Below are 17915 nucleotides of genomic sequence, written 5' to 3'. Positions count from 1 at the left end.
CGCTGCAAGCGTCGCGCAGCGATTAATTACAGGGATGTAAGTAAGTCTATCCCTCCCTCTCCACCATTACTGATTGCAAGCCACTTAATTGTGGTTTTTTTTATGCCTAAAATTTAATAGCCTCTATTAATTTGCACTTTTTATAACGCAGTCGCGAGCGCATGCTAATAAATTAAACAAATTGTATGGTGTCACAACTTAGTGCATTATAAATGGTACTTTAAACCAGCTTAGGTTTAACCATGGCAAAGCTAATATTACTACTGTGTTGTTTGGGTGCCTGTGCTGCTAGCATGGCAAATGAAGTGACGGTTTATAAATGTACCATTAAAGGAGTGCCTACTTTTAGTCAAACTCCTTGCGCTGAAGACGCTCAAATGATCACGCTTAGAAACGTCAACATCATGCAAACAAATACGCCACAATCTGAGAACACACCAGTTGCCGATACTTCTGTTGACGATTATCTAGCGGTGCAACAAATAGAGCGTGATATTGTGCAGCTTGAGCTTAAGATTAAACAATACCAACAAGAATACGCACAGAAAAAACAGCAAATCGATTACATGACCCAAGATAAAGCAAATCGCTTAGGGGCCAGCTCAATTGCGAATGCCATTACCACTGAAACGGCGGCACTTAAGCAGCGATTTGACCCACAAATCAAGCAAGCACAACAACAAATAGAAGCACTCACTCAAAAAAAACAGCAGCTTAGTCAGCAACCTTAAGTATGTGCTTCACAACATCAATAAATGTTTGTATCTCTGACTTTGTATTATATATGTGAGGTGAAACACGGATGCCGAGTTTACGCACATCAACACTTATTTTTGCAGTCTCTAATGCTGTTAATACACTTTGCTGATGCTCAGAAAACTGCAAAATAGCGGTGCCACTACATTGCTCTTTAGCGCTAGGTGACATTAAAAAAGCGCCCAATTGCTGCTGAATTAACTCAAGTAACATCAAGTTGTGCGATCTCACTTGTTCAACGCCAAATTCAACAATATATTCAATACTATGAGCGGCAATAATATAAGGAAGTACCGAGGGCGTACCGCCCCAAAACCTTAGTGTTTTAGCGTTATATTGAAAATGCGCAATATCAAACTCGAATGGGTTTTGATGTGAAAACCAGCCAACATCTTTTGGTTCACATTGTGTTATTTGCTTTGGATTTACCCATAAATAAGCAGCTCCTGGCCCTCCGCATAGCCACTTCACACTTGAACCAATCATAAAGTCAGCATTTAACGCCGTTAGATCGACAGGGATAACCCCTGCCGATTGCGCCACATCAATTATTGAGAGTGTATTCGTGACTTTACTCAGCGCCACAATATCGTTTATGGGAGCTTGTACACCCGTATTAGAATAAACATGGCTAACAAAGACCCCATCAATCTCTGAAGTTAAATATCGCTGCCATACCTGTCTATCACTCAAGTCTTCATGCTCAGGGATGTAGCGTATTTTTGCACATTCAGGCAGTGCTTTTTGCATTACAAACCCCATGCTGGGAAAATCAGCCTGCGCCATTAATACTGTACACTGTGGTTTATTAAATACGGGGTGTGACATAACCAATTTGGTTAAACCACTGGATAAATTAACCTGAGGACAAAATTGCTCACTAGGCGCATTAAACAACTGCCCTAATGCCTCAGTAAATCTTTCAATGGCGGGTAACCACTGTTGCCATGGCTCTTTTACACTTTCTTGCCAAGGAGTAAAAAAATGTTCAGTGGCATTTTCTAAGCTCGTTTTTAATGGGCGGCCAACAGAGTGGCTTAATAAATAACAACCCTGTGCCATACAAAAATCATTTTTAGCCATATTAATTAATCCACTGTTTTAGCGTGTTTAAATCATCAAAGCGCGTATTTATGTCGTCACGCTTTGCCGCGGCACGCCTATCTCTTAACTTAGCTAATGAATCGAGCAGTACAGGTAGAGGAGGTCCACTGGCGGTTACTTTACTCATATGCTGTTGTTGCATGTGCTGTGATGGCTGAGCAATAAACTTTTCCACCAGCTGATTATGATGACCGATAGCGGTGTCGCCATGTAATTTACACACTTGAATAAATAGTTTGCCGTGCTTTTGAAACCAGTCTGTATTTTTATATTGTTCGGCCTCTAAAAAATCATCCATTAGGCTTTGCATACGCATGGCTTCACGAAGTATTTGTTGATCCTCTGGCATCATATATAAAAATTTATCCACCAGCATTTGCGAGTAACTCGGCTCATTGGCACTGCAAAGCCCTAGCAGCATATCAATAACATTAATACCGGCAAAGTCTCCCGCATTTGCACCACGGTAAACCTCTTTACCTACCCTGTAAGGCTTGTAATATGGACGTACACAATTAAAAAAACGTTCGGTGTCTAGCTGAGTGTATAAGGCGTTATTCGATGCTATTACATCCATTAATGCCGTTTTAACCACCTCAAGTAGTTCGGCTGTAACGGGGTGAGAAATACCCAAAGGTAATGTTTTTAGTAAAGCATCGCTTGCGCGCTTATACGCTAAAATACCTTGGGTGTTGTAATCTAAAAAAAGGGCTTCATCATCAAGATTTGTAAAACGCTTATAGGTGCCATTAATGGCTTTATTATGCGTGGTTAGATGCGCGGTAGCAAAACGAGGCGTTACACCTATAGAGGCACCAATATGCATAGCAAGCGCCGATGCTTCAACTAATGGTGAGGTTGTTTCTCTGCTCGGCTCTGTAATCTCATGCCTGCGACAAGCAGCCATAAACAAACCAACATTACCAAGCAAATCGAATGCGCTATCAAATCCTTCGTCGGTATTGCCTTCGGCCAATAAATCGCTGATCAGCGCATTGCCTTGCTCCTTTAGTGCCAGCTTTAAGCTATCACCAATCCCCTCAACATTAGCCTTATCGGTTTGCTGCCAATAAAGCTGTTCTAATTGCGAGTTTAAGCTTACAAACTCTGATCTTATCCAACGGTCAAACTTAGCAGTAAAAGAACTCATAACTACACCCTGTTATTATTATGTTTTAATGCTAGCAAAAACCCCTGAGGGTAAAACGCCAAAAAAAATAGTAAAAACACCTTTAGTTAGCAATAATCACTAACAATATTAAAATAATTAATAAGATCCCATAGACATGTTAGATAAAAAAGATCAGCAGTTACTGGTTGCCTTACAATCGCATGCCCGCATGTCGGTTTCTGAATTAGCCAATACCATTAACCTATCAGACACCCCAACTCTTAGGCGTATCAAAAAGCTTGAGCAGGAACATGTAATTACGGGCTATCACGCTGCCATTAACCCTAAGTCGCTCAACCTTAATGTGCTGGTTTATGCTTTCGTGCGACTAAGTCAAAACTCGGTGAGTGCGGCACAGCAATTTGAGCTGCATGTAGAAAAACTTCCCCATGTACTTGAGTGCTCTGTGATCTCAGGTAGCCACGATTATTTACTGAAAATTATTTCTCATGATTTAGAAAGCTATGAGCAGTTTGTAAAGCACCAGCTGGGGAGCTTAAGCTGCATCGCCAATATAGAGTCAACGGTAGTACTCAAACAGTCATTTAGCAAAAAGCAGCTACCACTTTAAAAAATAATACTATTTAGTGCCGATTCGCTATACTAAAATATCATTATAAAAATAATATTTAACAAGGATGCATGTGAATATTTTTCGTTCAACATCCAGCTCTTTCGCTTTTTACATATTGTTTGCGGTTGCGTATTTTGCAACTGGTAAGTTATTGACTAATTTTGCCTTTCAATCACAAGTCATCCCTATCTGGCTCCCTGCAGGTATTGCCCTAGTTGGCTGTTTTATCTGGTGGTGGCGTTTTATCCCGGCATTATTTATTGCCTCTGTCGCCTTTAATTTAAGTACCGGTGATAACGCGATCACTGAGCAGATTTTTATTGGTAATACACTACAACAAGTACTGCTAATCGGTTTAGGCGCCGTGCTACAAGGCATGATTGGCGCTGCTCTTTTAAAGTACTGGCTAGGCCATCCGCTGTATTTAAAACAACGCCAATCTATTATTTATTTTATTTTTGTCGTCGGTATTGTCGTCAGCCTAATATCGGCCAATATTGGCGTCTATGCTTTAAGTCAGTTTAACCCTGCTTACAGCATTGATAATCATTGGAACAATGTTACTTTTTGGTGGCTTGGTGACTCTCTTGGCGTACTGATCGCAACTCCCTTTTTATTGGCGTTATTACAACCAAAATTTAAACGCCATGATGTTACCCCATTACCTACTATTGCAGTGTGCTCGGTGTTATTTATCTCTGTAGCTTTAACCACTAAGCTATACAACCAAGAGACGTATTCAAATGCGATACAAATAGCTAAGCGCGAAACATCTATTATTGAAAACAGTTTGCTGAGCAATTTAAACCTCAGCCAAATAACCGTACAAAGCCTTGCAAGCCAGATACAATCAACACCGACTTTAAGCAAGCAAGAGTTTGATAGCTACAGTGCTCAACTATTGGCTGAGCATTCATTTATTAAAGCATTTTCATGGAACCGCAAAATTAACCAGGCTCAGGTCAGTGACTTTAACAAACAGCTCAATGAAGTTTATACTGCATACAGCTTTGATCCGAGCATTAAAGGGGCGCCATTATCAAACAACGATCCATTGGTGGTTATTACCTATATTGCTCCTTTTGCAGAAAACCAATCCGCGATTGGTTTTAATCTCAATTCTCGTAAAGATCGCCGTGAGACTTTACTCGACCCACGCATTAAAAATCGCCCTGTGGGCACTAAAATAATTCAGTTAGTTCAAGCAAAACAACCTGAACCTGCGTATTTATTATTTGCTCCTGTGTATCAACAAAATAACGAAGTTGCCTCAATTAAAGGCTACGCAACAGGTGTATTTTTAGTAAAAAACATACTTGCTCAGTCGATTACCCAAGCACAAAATAAGATGTTTAATATCGCTATTTATGAAGCTAATACTACCAATCCATTTTATTCAAACGCCGAAAATATACCGACCAAAAGCAATAAACTGACAACCATCACGATTAATTTTGCAGGGCAAACATGGCTGGTTGATTTAACAATTAATGATGAATTTCTACCGCATCAAACTAATAACATGACACTCTTTTTGCTTATTTTACAGGTCATTGTCAGCTCACTCATTTTACTGATATTACTGTTATTTAATAACCAGCACCTTGCACTCTCACGCTTGGTAGCAGAGCGTACTCGCTCGCTCGTTAAAGCTAAACAACAATCTGATTTAGCAAATCAGGCTAAAAGCCGATTTTTAGCAAATATGAGCCATGAAATTCGCACCCCACTTAACGCTGTGATTGGCTTTTCAACCCTAGCTAAAAATGAAGATAGCCCTGAAATTCTTTCTGATTATTTAAATAAAATTAATTTAGCGTCTAAATCATTGTTAAGTTTAATCAATGATGTACTCGATATCTCTAAAATTGAATCACAAAAGCTCACCTTAGAAGTCGCTCCTTTTGATTTGAATGCGCTTCTTGCTCGGATCAGTAGTATGTTCGAGCAAAGCGCAGAACAAAAAGGCATTCACTGGAAAGTTGATAACCAATTACCAACCGATATTTGGTTTGAAGGTGATGTTATGCGAATTGAGCAAATTTTATTAAACCTATGTAGTAACGCCATTAAGTTTACCTATGAAGGTGAAGTAAGTGTTAGCGCATACAGCAAGGAGATCACCGATAGACGTCGTCAAATCACCTTGACTATTAAGGACTCGGGCATCGGTATTGCGCCATCAGAGCAAAGTAAGTTATTTGATGCGTTCACCCAAGCCGATAGCTCAACATCACGTAAATTTGGTGGCACAGGGCTTGGTTTAGCAATCGCAAAAGAACTTAGCTTATTAATGTCTGGAGATATCAGCATACAAAGCGAGCCAGGTAAGGGCTCTACTTTTACTCTGTCTGTCGAGTTAAATACATGTGCAGCGCAACAAGTAACGGCAAAGCACATACACCAGCATGTTGACTTAAGTAAACTAAAAATACTGGTTGCAGAAGATAACAGCGTCAATCAATTAGTCATAAAAGCAATGCTTAGCTCTTTAGGGATTACCCCAACACTGGTTGAAAATGGCGAATTAGCAGTAGAACAAGTTAAAATAAATGACTTCGATTTAGTATTAATGGATTGCCAAATGCCGATTATGGACGGTTACCAAGCCACCGCCTTGATACGTCAAATTAAAAGTACTGAGCAATTACCAATTATTGCCTTAACTGCTGATGTAATGCCTGAAGATAAAGCCAATGCCTTAGCAATTGGTTTTAACGAACATCTTGCAAAACCTCTCGAACTCGATAAGCTTATACAGTGCCTATCTCAATATATTGCGCCAGATAAACCATAAAGATTTATCGAAAACAGAAAACCAAATATGGCTGTCGCACTATTACCAAAATTAATCAGCAACCCACTTAAAAAATAGTAGGCAAAGCATTATGAGCCACTTTTCACATCAATGGTTTAATAGCATCAACCAAATTGACGCAACACAATGGCATTATTTTTTTGGCGATGATCCTTTTACTCAACACGCTTTTTTATATGCACTTGAGCAAAGCCAATGTGTAAGCGCAAAAACAGGTTGGCAGCCTCACCACTTAGCCGTTTATGAAGGCGATAAACTAGTTGCCCTTGCCCCTGGCTACTTAAAAGCGCACTCCTACGGTGAATATGTATTTGACTGGGCATGGGCTGAAGCTTATGAAAAAAATGGCTTAGATTATTACCCTAAATGGCTGTGCTGTATTCCCTTTAGTCCGATTGAGGGGCAAAGAATACGTATTATGCATAGCAATCCAAAGTTAGTTTATGAGTATATAACAGAGCAACTTAATACCCACTGCGCAAAACAAGCCTGGTCAGGCTGGCATGTAAACTTTTGCGATAAAGCACAAACCTCACAGCTAAGTGATGCAGGTGCTATGCAAAGAACCGGCGTGCAATTTCAATGGTTTAATAATAGCTTTAAAGATTTTGACGATTTTTTAAAAACCTTTAATGCCCGTAAGCGCAAAGCAGTAAAAAAAGAACGCGCTAAAATAACACAGCAAAATATCACCATTGAATGGCTGCAAGGTGAGCAAATCACCACAACAGTGATGCAGCTTTTTTGTGAGTTTTATCAACGTACTTATTTAAAACGTTCAGGCCATTTAGGCTACTTAAACAGCGATTTTTTTAGCTTGCTACACGCCTTAATGGCTGAAAAATTGCTCATTATGCTAGCCAAAAAAGACCATAAAGTGATTGCCGCCACATTAAGTTTAATTGGTGACAATACCCTTTATGGGCGTTATTGGGGAGCAAGCGAAGAGATTGATTCTCTTCACTTTGAGCTGTGTTACTACCAAGGCATTGAATATGCGATTAAGCATAATATTCACTGTTTTAATGCCGGTGCTCAGGGTGAGCATAAAATAGCACGCGGCTTTCAACCCATCACTACTTACTCTGCCCATCACATTGTTCACCCCGATTTTAATCATGCTATTGCAGATTACTTAGAACGCGAACGCCAGCATATCGATATTTATAAACAACAATGCAGCACTTTATTGCCGTTTAAAAATGAGTAACTGATTATTTGCAGGCATCGCAGTATCGCTAAGTAACTTAAGCCCAGATTGCACTGCAAGTTGCTCAACCGCTTCGAAATCACGAATACCACTAAGCGGATCGCGACTTTGCAATAAACTATTAAATTCATCATTACTGGGGCTGGTAAACTCCCCTTTATATTTGAAAGGGCCATATACACACACCACCCCTTGCTGGTTTAAGTGCTGATTTACTCCAGCAAAAAAACGCGTAATTAACTCCCAGCTCACTATATGAAAAGTGTTAGCAGTATATATCGCATCCACTTTATTTACTGGCCAAGGATCGTTTAGGTCAAGTAATAAAGGCGGATGCAAGTTTGCCAGTTGCACCTCATCATGCCATAACTTTATTCCTTGATGATTAACCTCTCGATCACTGGTATACCATTGTAAATGTGGCAATTTTTTGGCAAAGAAAACGCTATGCTGACCCGTCCCCGAGCCTATCTCAAGTACCGACCCTGCATTTTGCAATGCAGGCTGCAAAGCCTTAAGTATATGATTTTTATTATTTTCGCAGGCTTGTGAAAACGGTTTGGTCATACTGATGCACCTAAATTGCAAATGAATGCACAATAGTAAAACAAATTTCAGCTATTTTGTCGTGAGTAAATTAACCAAAATAATAAAATAACTTTAATTTCAATACGTTAAATTATATTTACCGAGCTGGTACGCTATATGCTTTTATTAAATTACTCACTTAATGAGTACTAAACGACAAAAGGATAACATTATGTATATTTCACCCTATACCGCCGTAGACGCTGTAATGGCAATTACCGATAAAAGCCTAGATAAAACGAGTCATGAAACAGATTGTAGAGCAACGGTTATCGACTTACTTTCTCATGTAAAACACACTCAAAAGGCACAAAACAAACATGAAACAGACCAAATATTTATTCTTGGCTACAATTAAAATTCTGTTTAGCCTTATAGCTGGCTGTTTATATAAATACATTATTTAAGTCGACTTAAAATCCGTTTAAGTCGACTTTTTAGTTTTAATCCCACTTGTTAACTTGCCTTGACGCCCCCTACTTTTTAGCTATACCGTTGTAAATAGCAATAACAGCACCATATCTTTTTATATAGCGTAGTTTAATGTCATATATTCTCTTTTTTAGGAGTACTAATGAGTAACTTTAGAACAGAATCAGATAGCATGGGCACACTCGACGTGCCCGCTAACGCACTTTATAAAGCACAAACCCAACGCGCCATTAATAACTTTACAATTAGCAACCTCACCATGCCACAGCAATTTATTATTGCTTTAGCGTATATAAAACAAGCCGCAGCATTAACCAATTTAAAGCTGGGCCATTTAGATAAAACAAAAGCAAATGCGATCGACCACGCCTGCCAAGAAATTATTGATGGTAAACATTATGAGCATTTCCCTGTTGATATTTTTCAAACGGGATCAGGTACCAGCTCAAATATGAATGCCAACGAAGTTATTGCAAGTTTGGCTTCAAAACATGCTAATCAACCTATTCACCCTAACGACGATGTGAATATGGGACAAAGCTCGAATGATGTTATTCCCACTGCAATCGCCTTAAGCAGTGCTATCAGTGTTGATAAAAAATTATTGCCAGCACTAGCAAACTTAGCCGACGCCTTAGAGCAGAAAAAAGCAGACATCGGTCATATAGTTAAAACTGGGCGCACTCATTTAATGGATGCAATGCCAGTGACCTTTGAGCAAACACTCAGCGCATGGCAATCGCAGGTAAAGCACGCAGCCAGCGGTATTGAGCATGCACTAATACGTGTTTGTGAGCTGGCTCAGGGGGGGACAGCAGTAGGTACAGGTATTAATGCCGATCCACAATTTGCTACGCTATTTGCCAAACAGCTAAGTGAAAAAGTAGGGATTAACTTTATCCCCAGTGATAACTTTTTTTATAATATTGGCTCGCAAGATGCCATTGTGGCTTTATCAGGGCAGCTGAAAGTCTATGCCGTTGCGCAAATGAAAATAGCCAACGATCTACGTTGGATGAATTCAGGGCCGCTTGCGGGACTTGGTGAAATAGAGCTTGAAGCATTGCAGCCTGGTTCATCCATTATGCCTGGCAAAGTGAACCCGGTGATCCCAGAAGCCGCTGCAATGGCTAGTGCGCAAGTAATCGGTAACGACGCCACAATTACCGTAGCAGGCCAAGCTGGCAACTTTGAACTTAACGTAATGCTACCCGTGATTGCTTATAATATCCTGCAAAGTACAGAGATACTTGCTAACAGTGCGCAAGCACTAGCGGATAAAGCCATAACTAGCTTTAAAGTTAATCAAGCACAGATTGATAAAGCGCTGACTAAAAATCCTATTTTAGTTACTGCACTCAACCCCGTTATTGGCTATGAAAAAGCAGCAAAAATTGCCAAACAAGCTTACCAGCAAGCAAAGCCAATTATTGATATCGCCGAGCAAGAGACTGACCTATCTCGCTCAGAATTAGAGGCATTACTCAATCCAGCTAAATTAACCCAAGGTGGGTTAATGTAAAAGCGCCACTAATGGCGCTTTAATATATTGATAGTAGAGTTTTTATTGCCGTAATGGATGCACCGTGTATGATAGTGATGAATAATTCATCACTATCAGGAACGATTATGCGTACTCCATTACTCGCTCTACTGCTACCGCTTTGCTTAACAGCTTGCTTAGAAACCACCTCAAATGAAACTGAGCAAACTAAAACCAATGCGGTAGAAAACACGTCTACGCCGATACCACAACAAAAACTACCACAAGAAAATAAGCAAAATAAAATAGCACAGCAACTACCGGTTGATGCTGCAAAAGAAGTGTCGCTTGATGATATTAAAACAGCAAAAAATAAATTAAATAACCTCATAGCAGATAAACAATGTTCAACTAGTTCACAGTGTAAAGTCAGTGCTGTTGGTAGCCGTGCCTGTGGTGGACCGAGCGATTATATTGTGTACTCTACACAAAGCGCACCCCAAGAGCAGGTTTCAGCCCTAAGCGGTACTATCACTCAATTGGAAAGTACCTATAATGCGCAAAAAGGCATGATGAGTATTTGCCAACATTTAACTGCGCCAAGCACTCAGTGTGTTGAAAATAAATGTGTTAAACTTGAAGGCTCTGCGGTAAGTGTATTTTAAGGATTAGATTATGAGTTGTTTGTCATCCGTAATTAAGCTATCAGCTACCTGTGTTGTTATGACTATGCTGCTTAGCGGTTGCAGTAGTGCACTAACATCAAGCAAAGCTCAAAACGCGAGTGAATCTGTTTTAAATACTCAACTTAATGAGCTTACAAGTAATAAAAGCTGCACAGCCAGCTATCAATGTAAGGTGTTAGGTGTTGGCTCGCGTGTCTGTGGGGGGCCGAGTAAGTATGTTGTGTACTCAACATTAAATCACTCTCAAGAACAAGCAGAGCAATTAGCGCAAAAAATCACCGAGCAAGAACAACTAGATAATGCAATGCTTGAGTTCAAAGACTGTTCACCAGTGCTAGAAGTCCACTCTTTATGTATTGATAATCAATGTAAAACAGTTAACTACCAGTAGCAGTTCGTTTCGGTGTTAATCTAATAGTGGTATTAACACCGAAATAACCACCACCATGAAAATACACACACCTGCCTTAAAAATGTATTCCAGTGGCATTTTTTTCTGTACCCAGTAAGCATATATAAAACGCACGAAGTAGCTTGCCGCCGTGCCAAATAAAGCAAACATGAGTAAGTAGGCAATCAATAAGATATTCACAGCGGCACTTTTTTAGAAAATAATAGCCCCAGTGTAAGTATTTTACATAAAGAAGGCAAAAGGGTTACTTAGTCTTTTTTGTATGCTCAATGAGTAACTCTGCTACCTGTTGCTTTACCGCTCTTTTATCATCTACTGCCACTTCAAACCGGCTAGCCAATTGCGCTATTTCGTCATCATTTAAATTAAACGATAGTCGTTGCCGTGTTTTTTTAGACTTTACATCAAGACCTAAAATTTTACGGATCATATCTGAGGGAGTGAGCTCTTGATCGATAGCTTGTTTTTTTATCGACTTTTGTACCTCACTACTCAAATCAAATGCCATTTGCGTGGCGCGCACAGCTTGCTCTTGGCGCAACCACTTGTCTTTAGCATCACTCACTGGGCATCTCCAGGAAACAAATCAACAATATCGCTAATTGGGCGAGTTAACGTCAGTGAGACTTCTGTTTCACCTCCCTCCCAAATCTCTATATTAACGCTATGTCCTTCATCAGGAGAGGCTAAGCAAATCATTTCGCATGGTTCACCACCTTCTTGCTCATAGCGAGGCAGCGTTTGGCCACGAAAGTCTTTATTATGAAAATAACATACATAAGGCGATTCACTTTGTTGATAGCTTTTCGCTAAAAATTGCATAAAACGCTCAGGGGTATTTTGTACCGTGATATGTGTTAATGACTCTTCATCAAAAATACGCGCAAATTCATCAAGACCAAAGATCTCTTCAACTTCATCACGCTGAATTTTTATAGAGAAGTTTGCCCACTGTTCACCATCATTTTGCTCTATTTGTAAAAACACCACTTGGCCAGTGTTAGTTTCAAGTACAAATTCAGTATCACTGCTGTGTTGGTACTGATACGTTTGCACATCAATAACGCGCAACGTTTGACCTTTAAGCCATGAAGGATAAGCAAACGAATCAATGACAGTAAACATGTCGCCTTTTTTAAGGTCACTCGCATGATTAAGCTGACGTTCTGGCTTTTTTTTAGATTTGAAAAAATTAAACATATAAGGTGCCTCTGTAAGCAAAAAAGGTAACGGAGCGAAACTCGGTTACCTTTTTGATATGGTTCTAAATGTTAGCTATTTTGCTTCGCTTTAATGCGCGCTAAAATATCAGCACTTTTTGGATTCGTATCACCAATACCTGCTTCAGCCATTTTAGCTTTTAAATCGTCGCCATTAACATCTGCTTCTAGAGACTTTGCAGCACCTAATTGATCAGTACGGTCTTGTTGGCGTTGCTTAATACGCTCAAGCGACTGACGCGCCGATGTCATTGATGAATTATTAGTATTAAGCGTGCTGTTTACAGCCATTGTCGCTTGCTGAACGCTTTCTGTGGTTTTAACCATAGTAAGCTGACGCTGATTTTCCTTAATTGATTTTTCAGCATCTTTTACTTGCTGCTTCAAAGTCACTATGTGATTACTAAAGCCCGCTAACACTTGCTCGTGCTCAGCTTTCTCAGCTTCAAAGTCACCAATTTTTTCTGCAATTTCTAATGCTAATGCTTCATTCCCTTTTTCAAGGGCTTGACCTGCATAAGCTTCATGCTCAGCAATTGATGCATCTACTGCGCTAATTTTACGCTTAGTTTGCATTTCTTTAGCCATCACTTCTGTTAGGCTTTTTTTAGCACGGTGTAACGCATTTTGTGCATCAGCAATTTCTTGCTCAAAAATACGAATACCATTGGCATCAACAATTGCTTCGCCTGCTTCACGTGCGCCGCCACGTACTGCTGTAAATAATTTTTTTAAAATACTCATAATCTTAACTCCACTAACTAGCTACTAATCGTTTAAATATAAGGTCACGGCTTCTAGTGCATCTATAGCGTTATCAGCTAATGTCACTAGTTCGTGGGTAACATCATCTAGAGATGAATTTACCGACAGTGCACCAAAAATCGCGTATTTATTATCGATCTTAGCAAATGCACTCAGTGGAATTGGCACGTTTAAACGCAGTAGTGTTTCGTTTAACTCGTTGCGTAATTCACTTTTTACTTCATCTTCGTCAAACAAGTAGCTAATACATAGTAATTGCTCTTGTGTTTGAGTAACAAAAATTGGAAGCTCGTCATTTCCATCAACAATGACTTGTAAAACATCTTGCTCACCTGGATTGGCAATCAAGAAAGACTCAAAGTTAGCACCCTCGGTTTCAAAAGACGCTAATTTTATTGAAAGTTCATTTAATTCCATGTCTCTGCCTTTTCGTCGTTTGACATATTATGTCTGAGTTAAGATTCGCACGGCTGACATATTATGTCAACCATGTTTTATTAATTTTTATACAATTCACTTTCTATTTGCCAAGCTGCTCGGTAGTAATCATACAAGCGACCAGAACCTAACCTATTGACTTCAATATCGTTCACTTGTTCAAAATAGTTATTAGGAAATGCAAAACTCGCTAATAAATATTTTTTACTAATCCACCGAGATGGCACTGGCATATCAGTTATATTGCTAATACGGGCACTAGGTGATTGCCCCATTTTAGTCGCAATAGTCCATCCCCATTGACCAAACGAAGGAATGTTTTGCTGATATTGCTCTACATAATCAAAACCTGCGGCTTTCACCGTTTTAGCAATACTTAAAAATGCCTTTTTCGCATGATAAGGCGATGTTGACTGTACCGCCATAGCACCATCAGGCGCTAATAATTGGCGTACATGATTATAAAAGTAATCGCTGTACATCTTATTAAGATCAGGGTGATTAGGGTCTGGCAAATCAATTAAAATAGTATCGAACTGCTTTGACTGATCCAGTAGCTTTTCGACTTCTAAAAATGCATCGCCCACAATAATATTTGCTCGCGGGTCATGCATCGATTCATTATTGAGTGCCACTAGTCGCTGTTTAATATCTTCAGGCGGCGTGTATTGGTTATCTTTATGACCAAATAAATTAAGTAGCTGGCCATCTAAATCAATTAAGGTCACTTCCTCAACCGGCCACTTTAATACATCACGCATGGCTAATCCGTCACCGCCGCCAATAATCAAAACACGGTCATGACGATTAGATGCCAGCATGGCAGGGTAAACGAGCATTGAGTGATATATTTGCTCATCTACACTAGAGAACTGCAAACGACCATTTAAATATAGATCAGTAATTGGCTGAGGCTGATTTTTACTTAAACGCTCTGTTAGCACCACATGTTGATACTTAGTCGCCTGAGAGTAAATAACTTTATCTTTGTATAGTACGTTACTTAGGTTATCCATCCAGCTACTACCAAACTGCAAAATAAAAGCGAATAACACCAGCAGTAATATATGGCAAACCAATAGCAACTTAGCAAAGCGCACATAGCTATGATAACGCCATAAAAAGGCAAGTCCGGCAATAATGTTAAATAGCGCTGTCCAAGCGGCGGCTTGCATTATTGGCATCGCGAGCATAATACTCACCCAAATTGCCGCGCCAATACCAGCGCCAATATAGTCAGCCCCATATATAGTGCCGGCGTTATTTTCTAAAAAACGTCCATAAACATGCTGGCGAATGCGCGCAATAAGCGGTATTTCCATACCAATAAATAGCCCTAATATTAAGCCAAATACATAAGGTAAAAAGCGAGACCACTCTTGCAGCTTTTGAAACACGTAACCATTAAGAATAACGTCAGGTGGAATATTAAAAATACTTGAGAATAAATGAGGGAGTGAATAACTCACGGCAATAATGCTGGCAATGGCTAATATACAGCCCATACCTATGAGCGCAATAATACTCTCTAGCCAAGCAAATGCGGTGAAGGCATCTTTAAACCAACGCGCTAAAAATGCACCCATCCCCATAGCTACAATCATAGTGCCTATCATGGCGTAAATTGCACTCTCAACTGAGCCGAGTACTCGGCCAGCGTAATGAGAAAGTAAATATTCATAAATAAGGCCGCACCCAGCGAGTACGGCCATAACAGTGATCAGTAAAATATCATGCCCAAGTAAATTAAATTTACTTGGGGAAGCTTGAGTTGATGACACGTGATTATGCACCCAGTAGTGTGGCCATAGTGATCCCGACAGCAAATGACACAGCTGCAGAAATAGCGGCAACACCCACATTCTTTTGACGATTCACTTCATCTGAAATATTACAGCCAGCAAGAATGATTTTAATCGTCAGTAAGTGCAGTAAAATGAAAGCAACCAAACAAACAACGGCGCTTAGCGCCCAGTAAAGTAAACTCGCATTAATATTGTCAGCAGCATAAGGAGCAATGCCTGTTGCAGCAGTAATGGCTAATGCACTACCAATTAAAAAGCCTGCATAACGAACACCTACTGCTAAATTACCATCAATAATAGCCTGTTGTAGGCAGTCGCCACTTTTATTGGTGCGCTTAAATAACTGCACGCGATATTGGCTTACTAACAGCAATACCACACTACCAATGACAAACGCAGCAATAACAATAGGAATGCCATGCCAACCTTCAGTAGCAACCCACAATAGTGCAGAGCGGATAACCACGGCAACACTTACTACATGGCCAAAATCAATAATTGACGCAGTAACGTTACCTTTGACTATTTCGTTATGTAAGCTCACTTTACGCAGCGCCACTTTATCTTGAAAAAAGTGACCCAGCTTTATAAGCAAAATTGCTAATGCGCCATAGCCAAGCATTAACAGAGCTTCTTTTTGTAACGTAGCAGCAAAGGCACCACTACTCACGCCCGTTAACACAATCGCAAGTGCTACCAAACCAGCGGCAAAGCTTATTCCAAATGCAAAGTTATCGCGCTCGGTAATTTCATCATTGGCATGTAAATTAGATACCCAACCTTTAATATACTTTAAGCTCACAAACAGTAAGATGATAATTGCAAAGTCCACAGACAGTGCTTGCAAAGACCACATAGTTATTCCATTAAATTCATACATATTATTCTAACTCCAACGTTATTCTTTACTTACCACGACTTACGCCGCGCGAGGTTCTGCTACTGCTATTACGAACCGATCCTGAATTATTGCTATAACTACTCGCTCTTGAGTAACTGCTGCGACTTTTAGGCGGCGTATAACTGCTGCGACTCAAACCTGATGCACCTGTTTTTTTACTCGCATAAGGACTAGTGAACTGCTTGCCTTGGCGTTGGTAAGATTGTCGTGTACGTGTTTCTAATGCACTTTGGGTTTTTATTTGTTTAGGGCTTGAGTAACGAGTACGACCATAGTCATTGTAGTAACTATACTTACGGCGTTTACTCCAACTTCCGTATTCAACTCGGTCAAATACATCACCCAAAATACGGTACATGCCGTACCACTGCCAAAAGCTAATACCACTACTATTCGTTTGCCAATTACCATAGTTAGGATTACCTACCATTTGGTTACCGACCCCTTCGCCTTCAGCTTTTTGGCTTATAGCACCAACTCGTGCTAAAGAACCATTCGACATATCCGCAAGCATATTAATAGGATCGGTTAAGGCATCAGAAAATAACGTTGGCTTTGCTGCCTCACGCAATAAATCAATATTGTATAAAGTGTCTTCGTAAGGAGGAATTAAGTAATTACCCTTAATATCATCAAGGCGTTGGGTTAAGCCACTATAAAGGGCTCCCTGGCGTGTGGCATCAAGGCTAACTACATCAACAACCTTACTGAGTTCAGGCTGCTGTTGTTTAAGGATACGACTGTATTCTTTAAGAATAATCGCATTACGTATACTACCATTATCAAGTGCTTTACCAAGCTGAGTAAGCTCGACATCGGCCTTTTTAATGGACTCTTGAATTGTTTGTTGTAGCTGTTCTTCTTTAGATTGACAACCAATCAGTGCTGTAAACAAACAAAACAGGCTGAGAAGTTTCCAAGCTTTTATATTCGACATTCATGTCACCTGATTTACTAAATTATCCTAGATAGTTTTACACAGGACAGTTATTAAACCAACAATGAAATTGCAACAAGATGATAATTTAGGGACTAGTTTAAAGATGCAAGGAAAATAACTAAGATCAGTAAAGAGAGAGTGCTGATGGTAATACTTCAAAACTGAGGGCTTTAGGCTTAACACTGACTTGGATTTGGAGTACGTATACTACTTTGCAGCGACAGCGCATTAGTATGTCGTGGAATTGGGTCTGTTCAATTCTCTTCCTTTAACCTAATACCTTTCACCTCGAACCTGCATTTTCACTTTCCTGCAGGCGTAAAAAAGCCCAACTATTTCTAGTCGGGCTTTCTTTAATTTGGAGCCTGGTAATGTCCTACTTTCACATAGCAAATGCTACACTATCATCGGCGCTGTTTCGTTTCACTGCTGAGTTCGGCATGGGGTCAGGTGGGTCCAAAACGCTATTGTCACCAAGCAAATTTGGTGTAAGTTCGATTTAATCGACCTTACTAAAATTTGGAATTTCTGATAATAAAAGTCTTCAAGTATCTACTTTAGTCTATTAACTTCTTGCTTAAACTGTCGCATAAAACGCGTTTGGCGTTGTAT

Annotated in this window: 19 protein-coding genes and 1 rRNA gene; 8 read left to right on the top strand and 12 right to left on the bottom strand. The window is 39.8% G+C overall.

What is annotated here, in order from left to right; translation table 11 throughout:
- Nucleotides 1-242: 242 nt before the first annotated feature.
- On the top strand, nucleotides 243-731 hold the full coding sequence (locus tag A9479_RS17915; RefSeq protein WP_064664173.1) for a DUF4124 domain-containing protein: 489 nt from the start codon (nucleotides 243-245) through the stop codon (nucleotides 729-731).
- On the opposite strand, the gene A9479_RS17910 is transcribed toward A9479_RS17915, so the two are convergent.
- Nucleotides 715-1839 (bottom strand): aminotransferase class V-fold PLP-dependent enzyme, encoded by a 1125-nt coding sequence (locus tag A9479_RS17910; protein ID WP_064664172.1) that lies wholly within the window; start codon nucleotides 1837-1839, stop codon nucleotides 715-717. The genes A9479_RS17915 and A9479_RS17910 overlap by 17 nt on opposite strands.
- A gap of 1 nt (nucleotide 1840) precedes the next feature.
- A complete protein-coding gene (locus tag A9479_RS17905) occupies nucleotides 1841-3010 on the bottom strand; it encodes a monodechloroaminopyrrolnitrin synthase PrnB family protein (protein WP_028834884.1) in 1170 nt (389 codons plus the stop codon).
- A 136-nt stretch (nucleotides 3011-3146) separates the two neighbouring features.
- On the opposite strand from A9479_RS17905, the gene A9479_RS17900 reads away from it, so the two are divergent.
- The 3 genes from A9479_RS17900 (at nucleotide 3147) to A9479_RS17890 (ending at nucleotide 7633) form a co-directional block, all read left to right on the top strand.
- Entirely contained in the window at nucleotides 3147-3602 is a 456-nt protein-coding gene (locus A9479_RS17900; protein ID WP_064664171.1) for an Lrp/AsnC family transcriptional regulator, read from the top strand.
- Between the two features lie 73 nt (nucleotides 3603-3675).
- Nucleotides 3676-6402 (top strand): CHASE domain-containing protein, encoded by a 2727-nt coding sequence (locus tag A9479_RS17895; RefSeq protein WP_064664170.1) that lies wholly within the window; start codon nucleotides 3676-3678, stop codon nucleotides 6400-6402.
- Nucleotides 6403-6493: 91 nt separating this feature from the next.
- Nucleotides 6494-7633 carry a GNAT family N-acetyltransferase gene (locus A9479_RS17890; protein WP_064664169.1) on the top strand — a complete coding sequence of 380 codons (1140 nt, stop codon included), beginning with the start codon at nucleotides 6494-6496 and terminating at the stop codon, nucleotides 7631-7633.
- On the opposite strand, the gene A9479_RS17885 is transcribed toward A9479_RS17890, so the two are convergent.
- Nucleotides 7610-8200: a DUF938 domain-containing protein gene (locus A9479_RS17885; protein ID WP_064664168.1), complete on the bottom strand. Its 591-nt coding sequence runs from the start codon at nucleotides 8198-8200 to the stop codon at nucleotides 7610-7612. The two genes, A9479_RS17890 and A9479_RS17885, sit on opposite strands and share 24 nt — an antisense overlap.
- A 193-nt stretch (nucleotides 8201-8393) precedes the next feature.
- Here A9479_RS17885 and A9479_RS17880 point away from each other — a divergent pair, with 193 nt between their 5' ends.
- From A9479_RS17880 to A9479_RS17865, 4 genes are all read left to right on the top strand, one after another.
- Complete coding sequence (locus tag A9479_RS17880; RefSeq protein WP_013463685.1) at nucleotides 8394-8579, top strand: hypothetical protein; 186 nt, start codon at nucleotides 8394-8396, stop codon at nucleotides 8577-8579.
- 216 nt (nucleotides 8580-8795) lie between these two features.
- Complete coding sequence (locus A9479_RS17875; RefSeq protein WP_064664167.1) at nucleotides 8796-10175, top strand: lyase family protein; 1380 nt, start codon at nucleotides 8796-8798, stop codon at nucleotides 10173-10175.
- A 107-nt stretch (nucleotides 10176-10282) separates the two neighbouring features.
- The gene (locus A9479_RS17870; protein ID WP_197487274.1) at nucleotides 10283-10801 is read left to right on the top strand and encodes a hypothetical protein; all 519 of its coding nucleotides are present in this window, start codon (nucleotides 10283-10285) and stop codon (nucleotides 10799-10801) included.
- Nucleotides 10802-10811: 10 nt separating this feature from the next.
- Entirely contained in the window at nucleotides 10812-11213 is a 402-nt protein-coding gene (locus A9479_RS17865; RefSeq protein WP_008113277.1) for a hypothetical protein, read from the top strand.
- 15 nt (nucleotides 11214-11228) lie between these two features.
- Here A9479_RS17865 and A9479_RS17860 read toward each other — a convergent pair whose 3' ends face one another.
- From A9479_RS17860 to rrf, 9 genes are all read right to left on the bottom strand, one after another.
- The gene (locus tag A9479_RS17860; protein ID WP_008113278.1) at nucleotides 11229-11414 is read right to left on the bottom strand and encodes a hypothetical protein; all 186 of its coding nucleotides are present in this window, start codon (nucleotides 11412-11414) and stop codon (nucleotides 11229-11231) included.
- 64 nt (nucleotides 11415-11478) lie between these two features.
- Entirely contained in the window at nucleotides 11479-11799 is a 321-nt protein-coding gene (locus A9479_RS17855) for a hypothetical protein (protein WP_008113280.1), read from the bottom strand.
- Nucleotides 11796-12434 (bottom strand): hypothetical protein, encoded by a 639-nt coding sequence (locus A9479_RS17850; protein WP_013463680.1) that lies wholly within the window; start codon nucleotides 12432-12434, stop codon nucleotides 11796-11798. Before A9479_RS17850 ends, A9479_RS17855 begins: the two co-directional genes overlap by 4 nt.
- 71 nt (nucleotides 12435-12505) lie before the next feature.
- Nucleotides 12506-13198: a PspA/IM30 family protein gene (locus tag A9479_RS17845; protein WP_008113282.1), complete on the bottom strand. Its 693-nt coding sequence runs from the start codon at nucleotides 13196-13198 to the stop codon at nucleotides 12506-12508.
- Between the two features lie 24 nt (nucleotides 13199-13222).
- The gene (locus A9479_RS17840; protein WP_004335098.1) at nucleotides 13223-13636 is read right to left on the bottom strand and encodes a YjfI family protein; all 414 of its coding nucleotides are present in this window, start codon (nucleotides 13634-13636) and stop codon (nucleotides 13223-13225) included.
- 80 nt (nucleotides 13637-13716) lie between these two features.
- Nucleotides 13717-15438, bottom strand: a complete 1722-nt coding sequence (locus A9479_RS17835) for a polyamine aminopropyltransferase (protein ID WP_013463679.1) — start codon at nucleotides 15436-15438, stop codon at nucleotides 13717-13719.
- A 4-nt stretch (nucleotides 15439-15442) separates the two neighbouring features.
- Nucleotides 15443-16342: a DUF350 domain-containing protein gene (locus tag A9479_RS17830; RefSeq protein ID WP_013463678.1), complete on the bottom strand. Its 900-nt coding sequence runs from the start codon at nucleotides 16340-16342 to the stop codon at nucleotides 15443-15445.
- Between the two features lie 25 nt (nucleotides 16343-16367).
- Nucleotides 16368-17300 (bottom strand): hypothetical protein, encoded by a 933-nt coding sequence (locus tag A9479_RS17825; RefSeq protein ID WP_010392530.1) that lies wholly within the window; start codon nucleotides 17298-17300, stop codon nucleotides 16368-16370.
- A gap of 366 nt (nucleotides 17301-17666) precedes the next feature.
- Nucleotides 17667-17781: ribosomal RNA gene (rrf, locus tag A9479_RS17820) — 5S ribosomal RNA — on the bottom strand.
- Between the last annotated feature and the right edge of the window lie 134 nt (nucleotides 17782-17915).

It is taken from the genome of Pseudoalteromonas sp. MQS005, assembly GCF_001661605.1.
In the GTDB taxonomy this organism is placed as follows: Bacteria; Pseudomonadota; Gammaproteobacteria; order Enterobacterales; family Alteromonadaceae; genus Pseudoalteromonas; species Pseudoalteromonas tetraodonis.
This window is presented reverse-complemented; position numbering and strand designations above follow the sequence as displayed.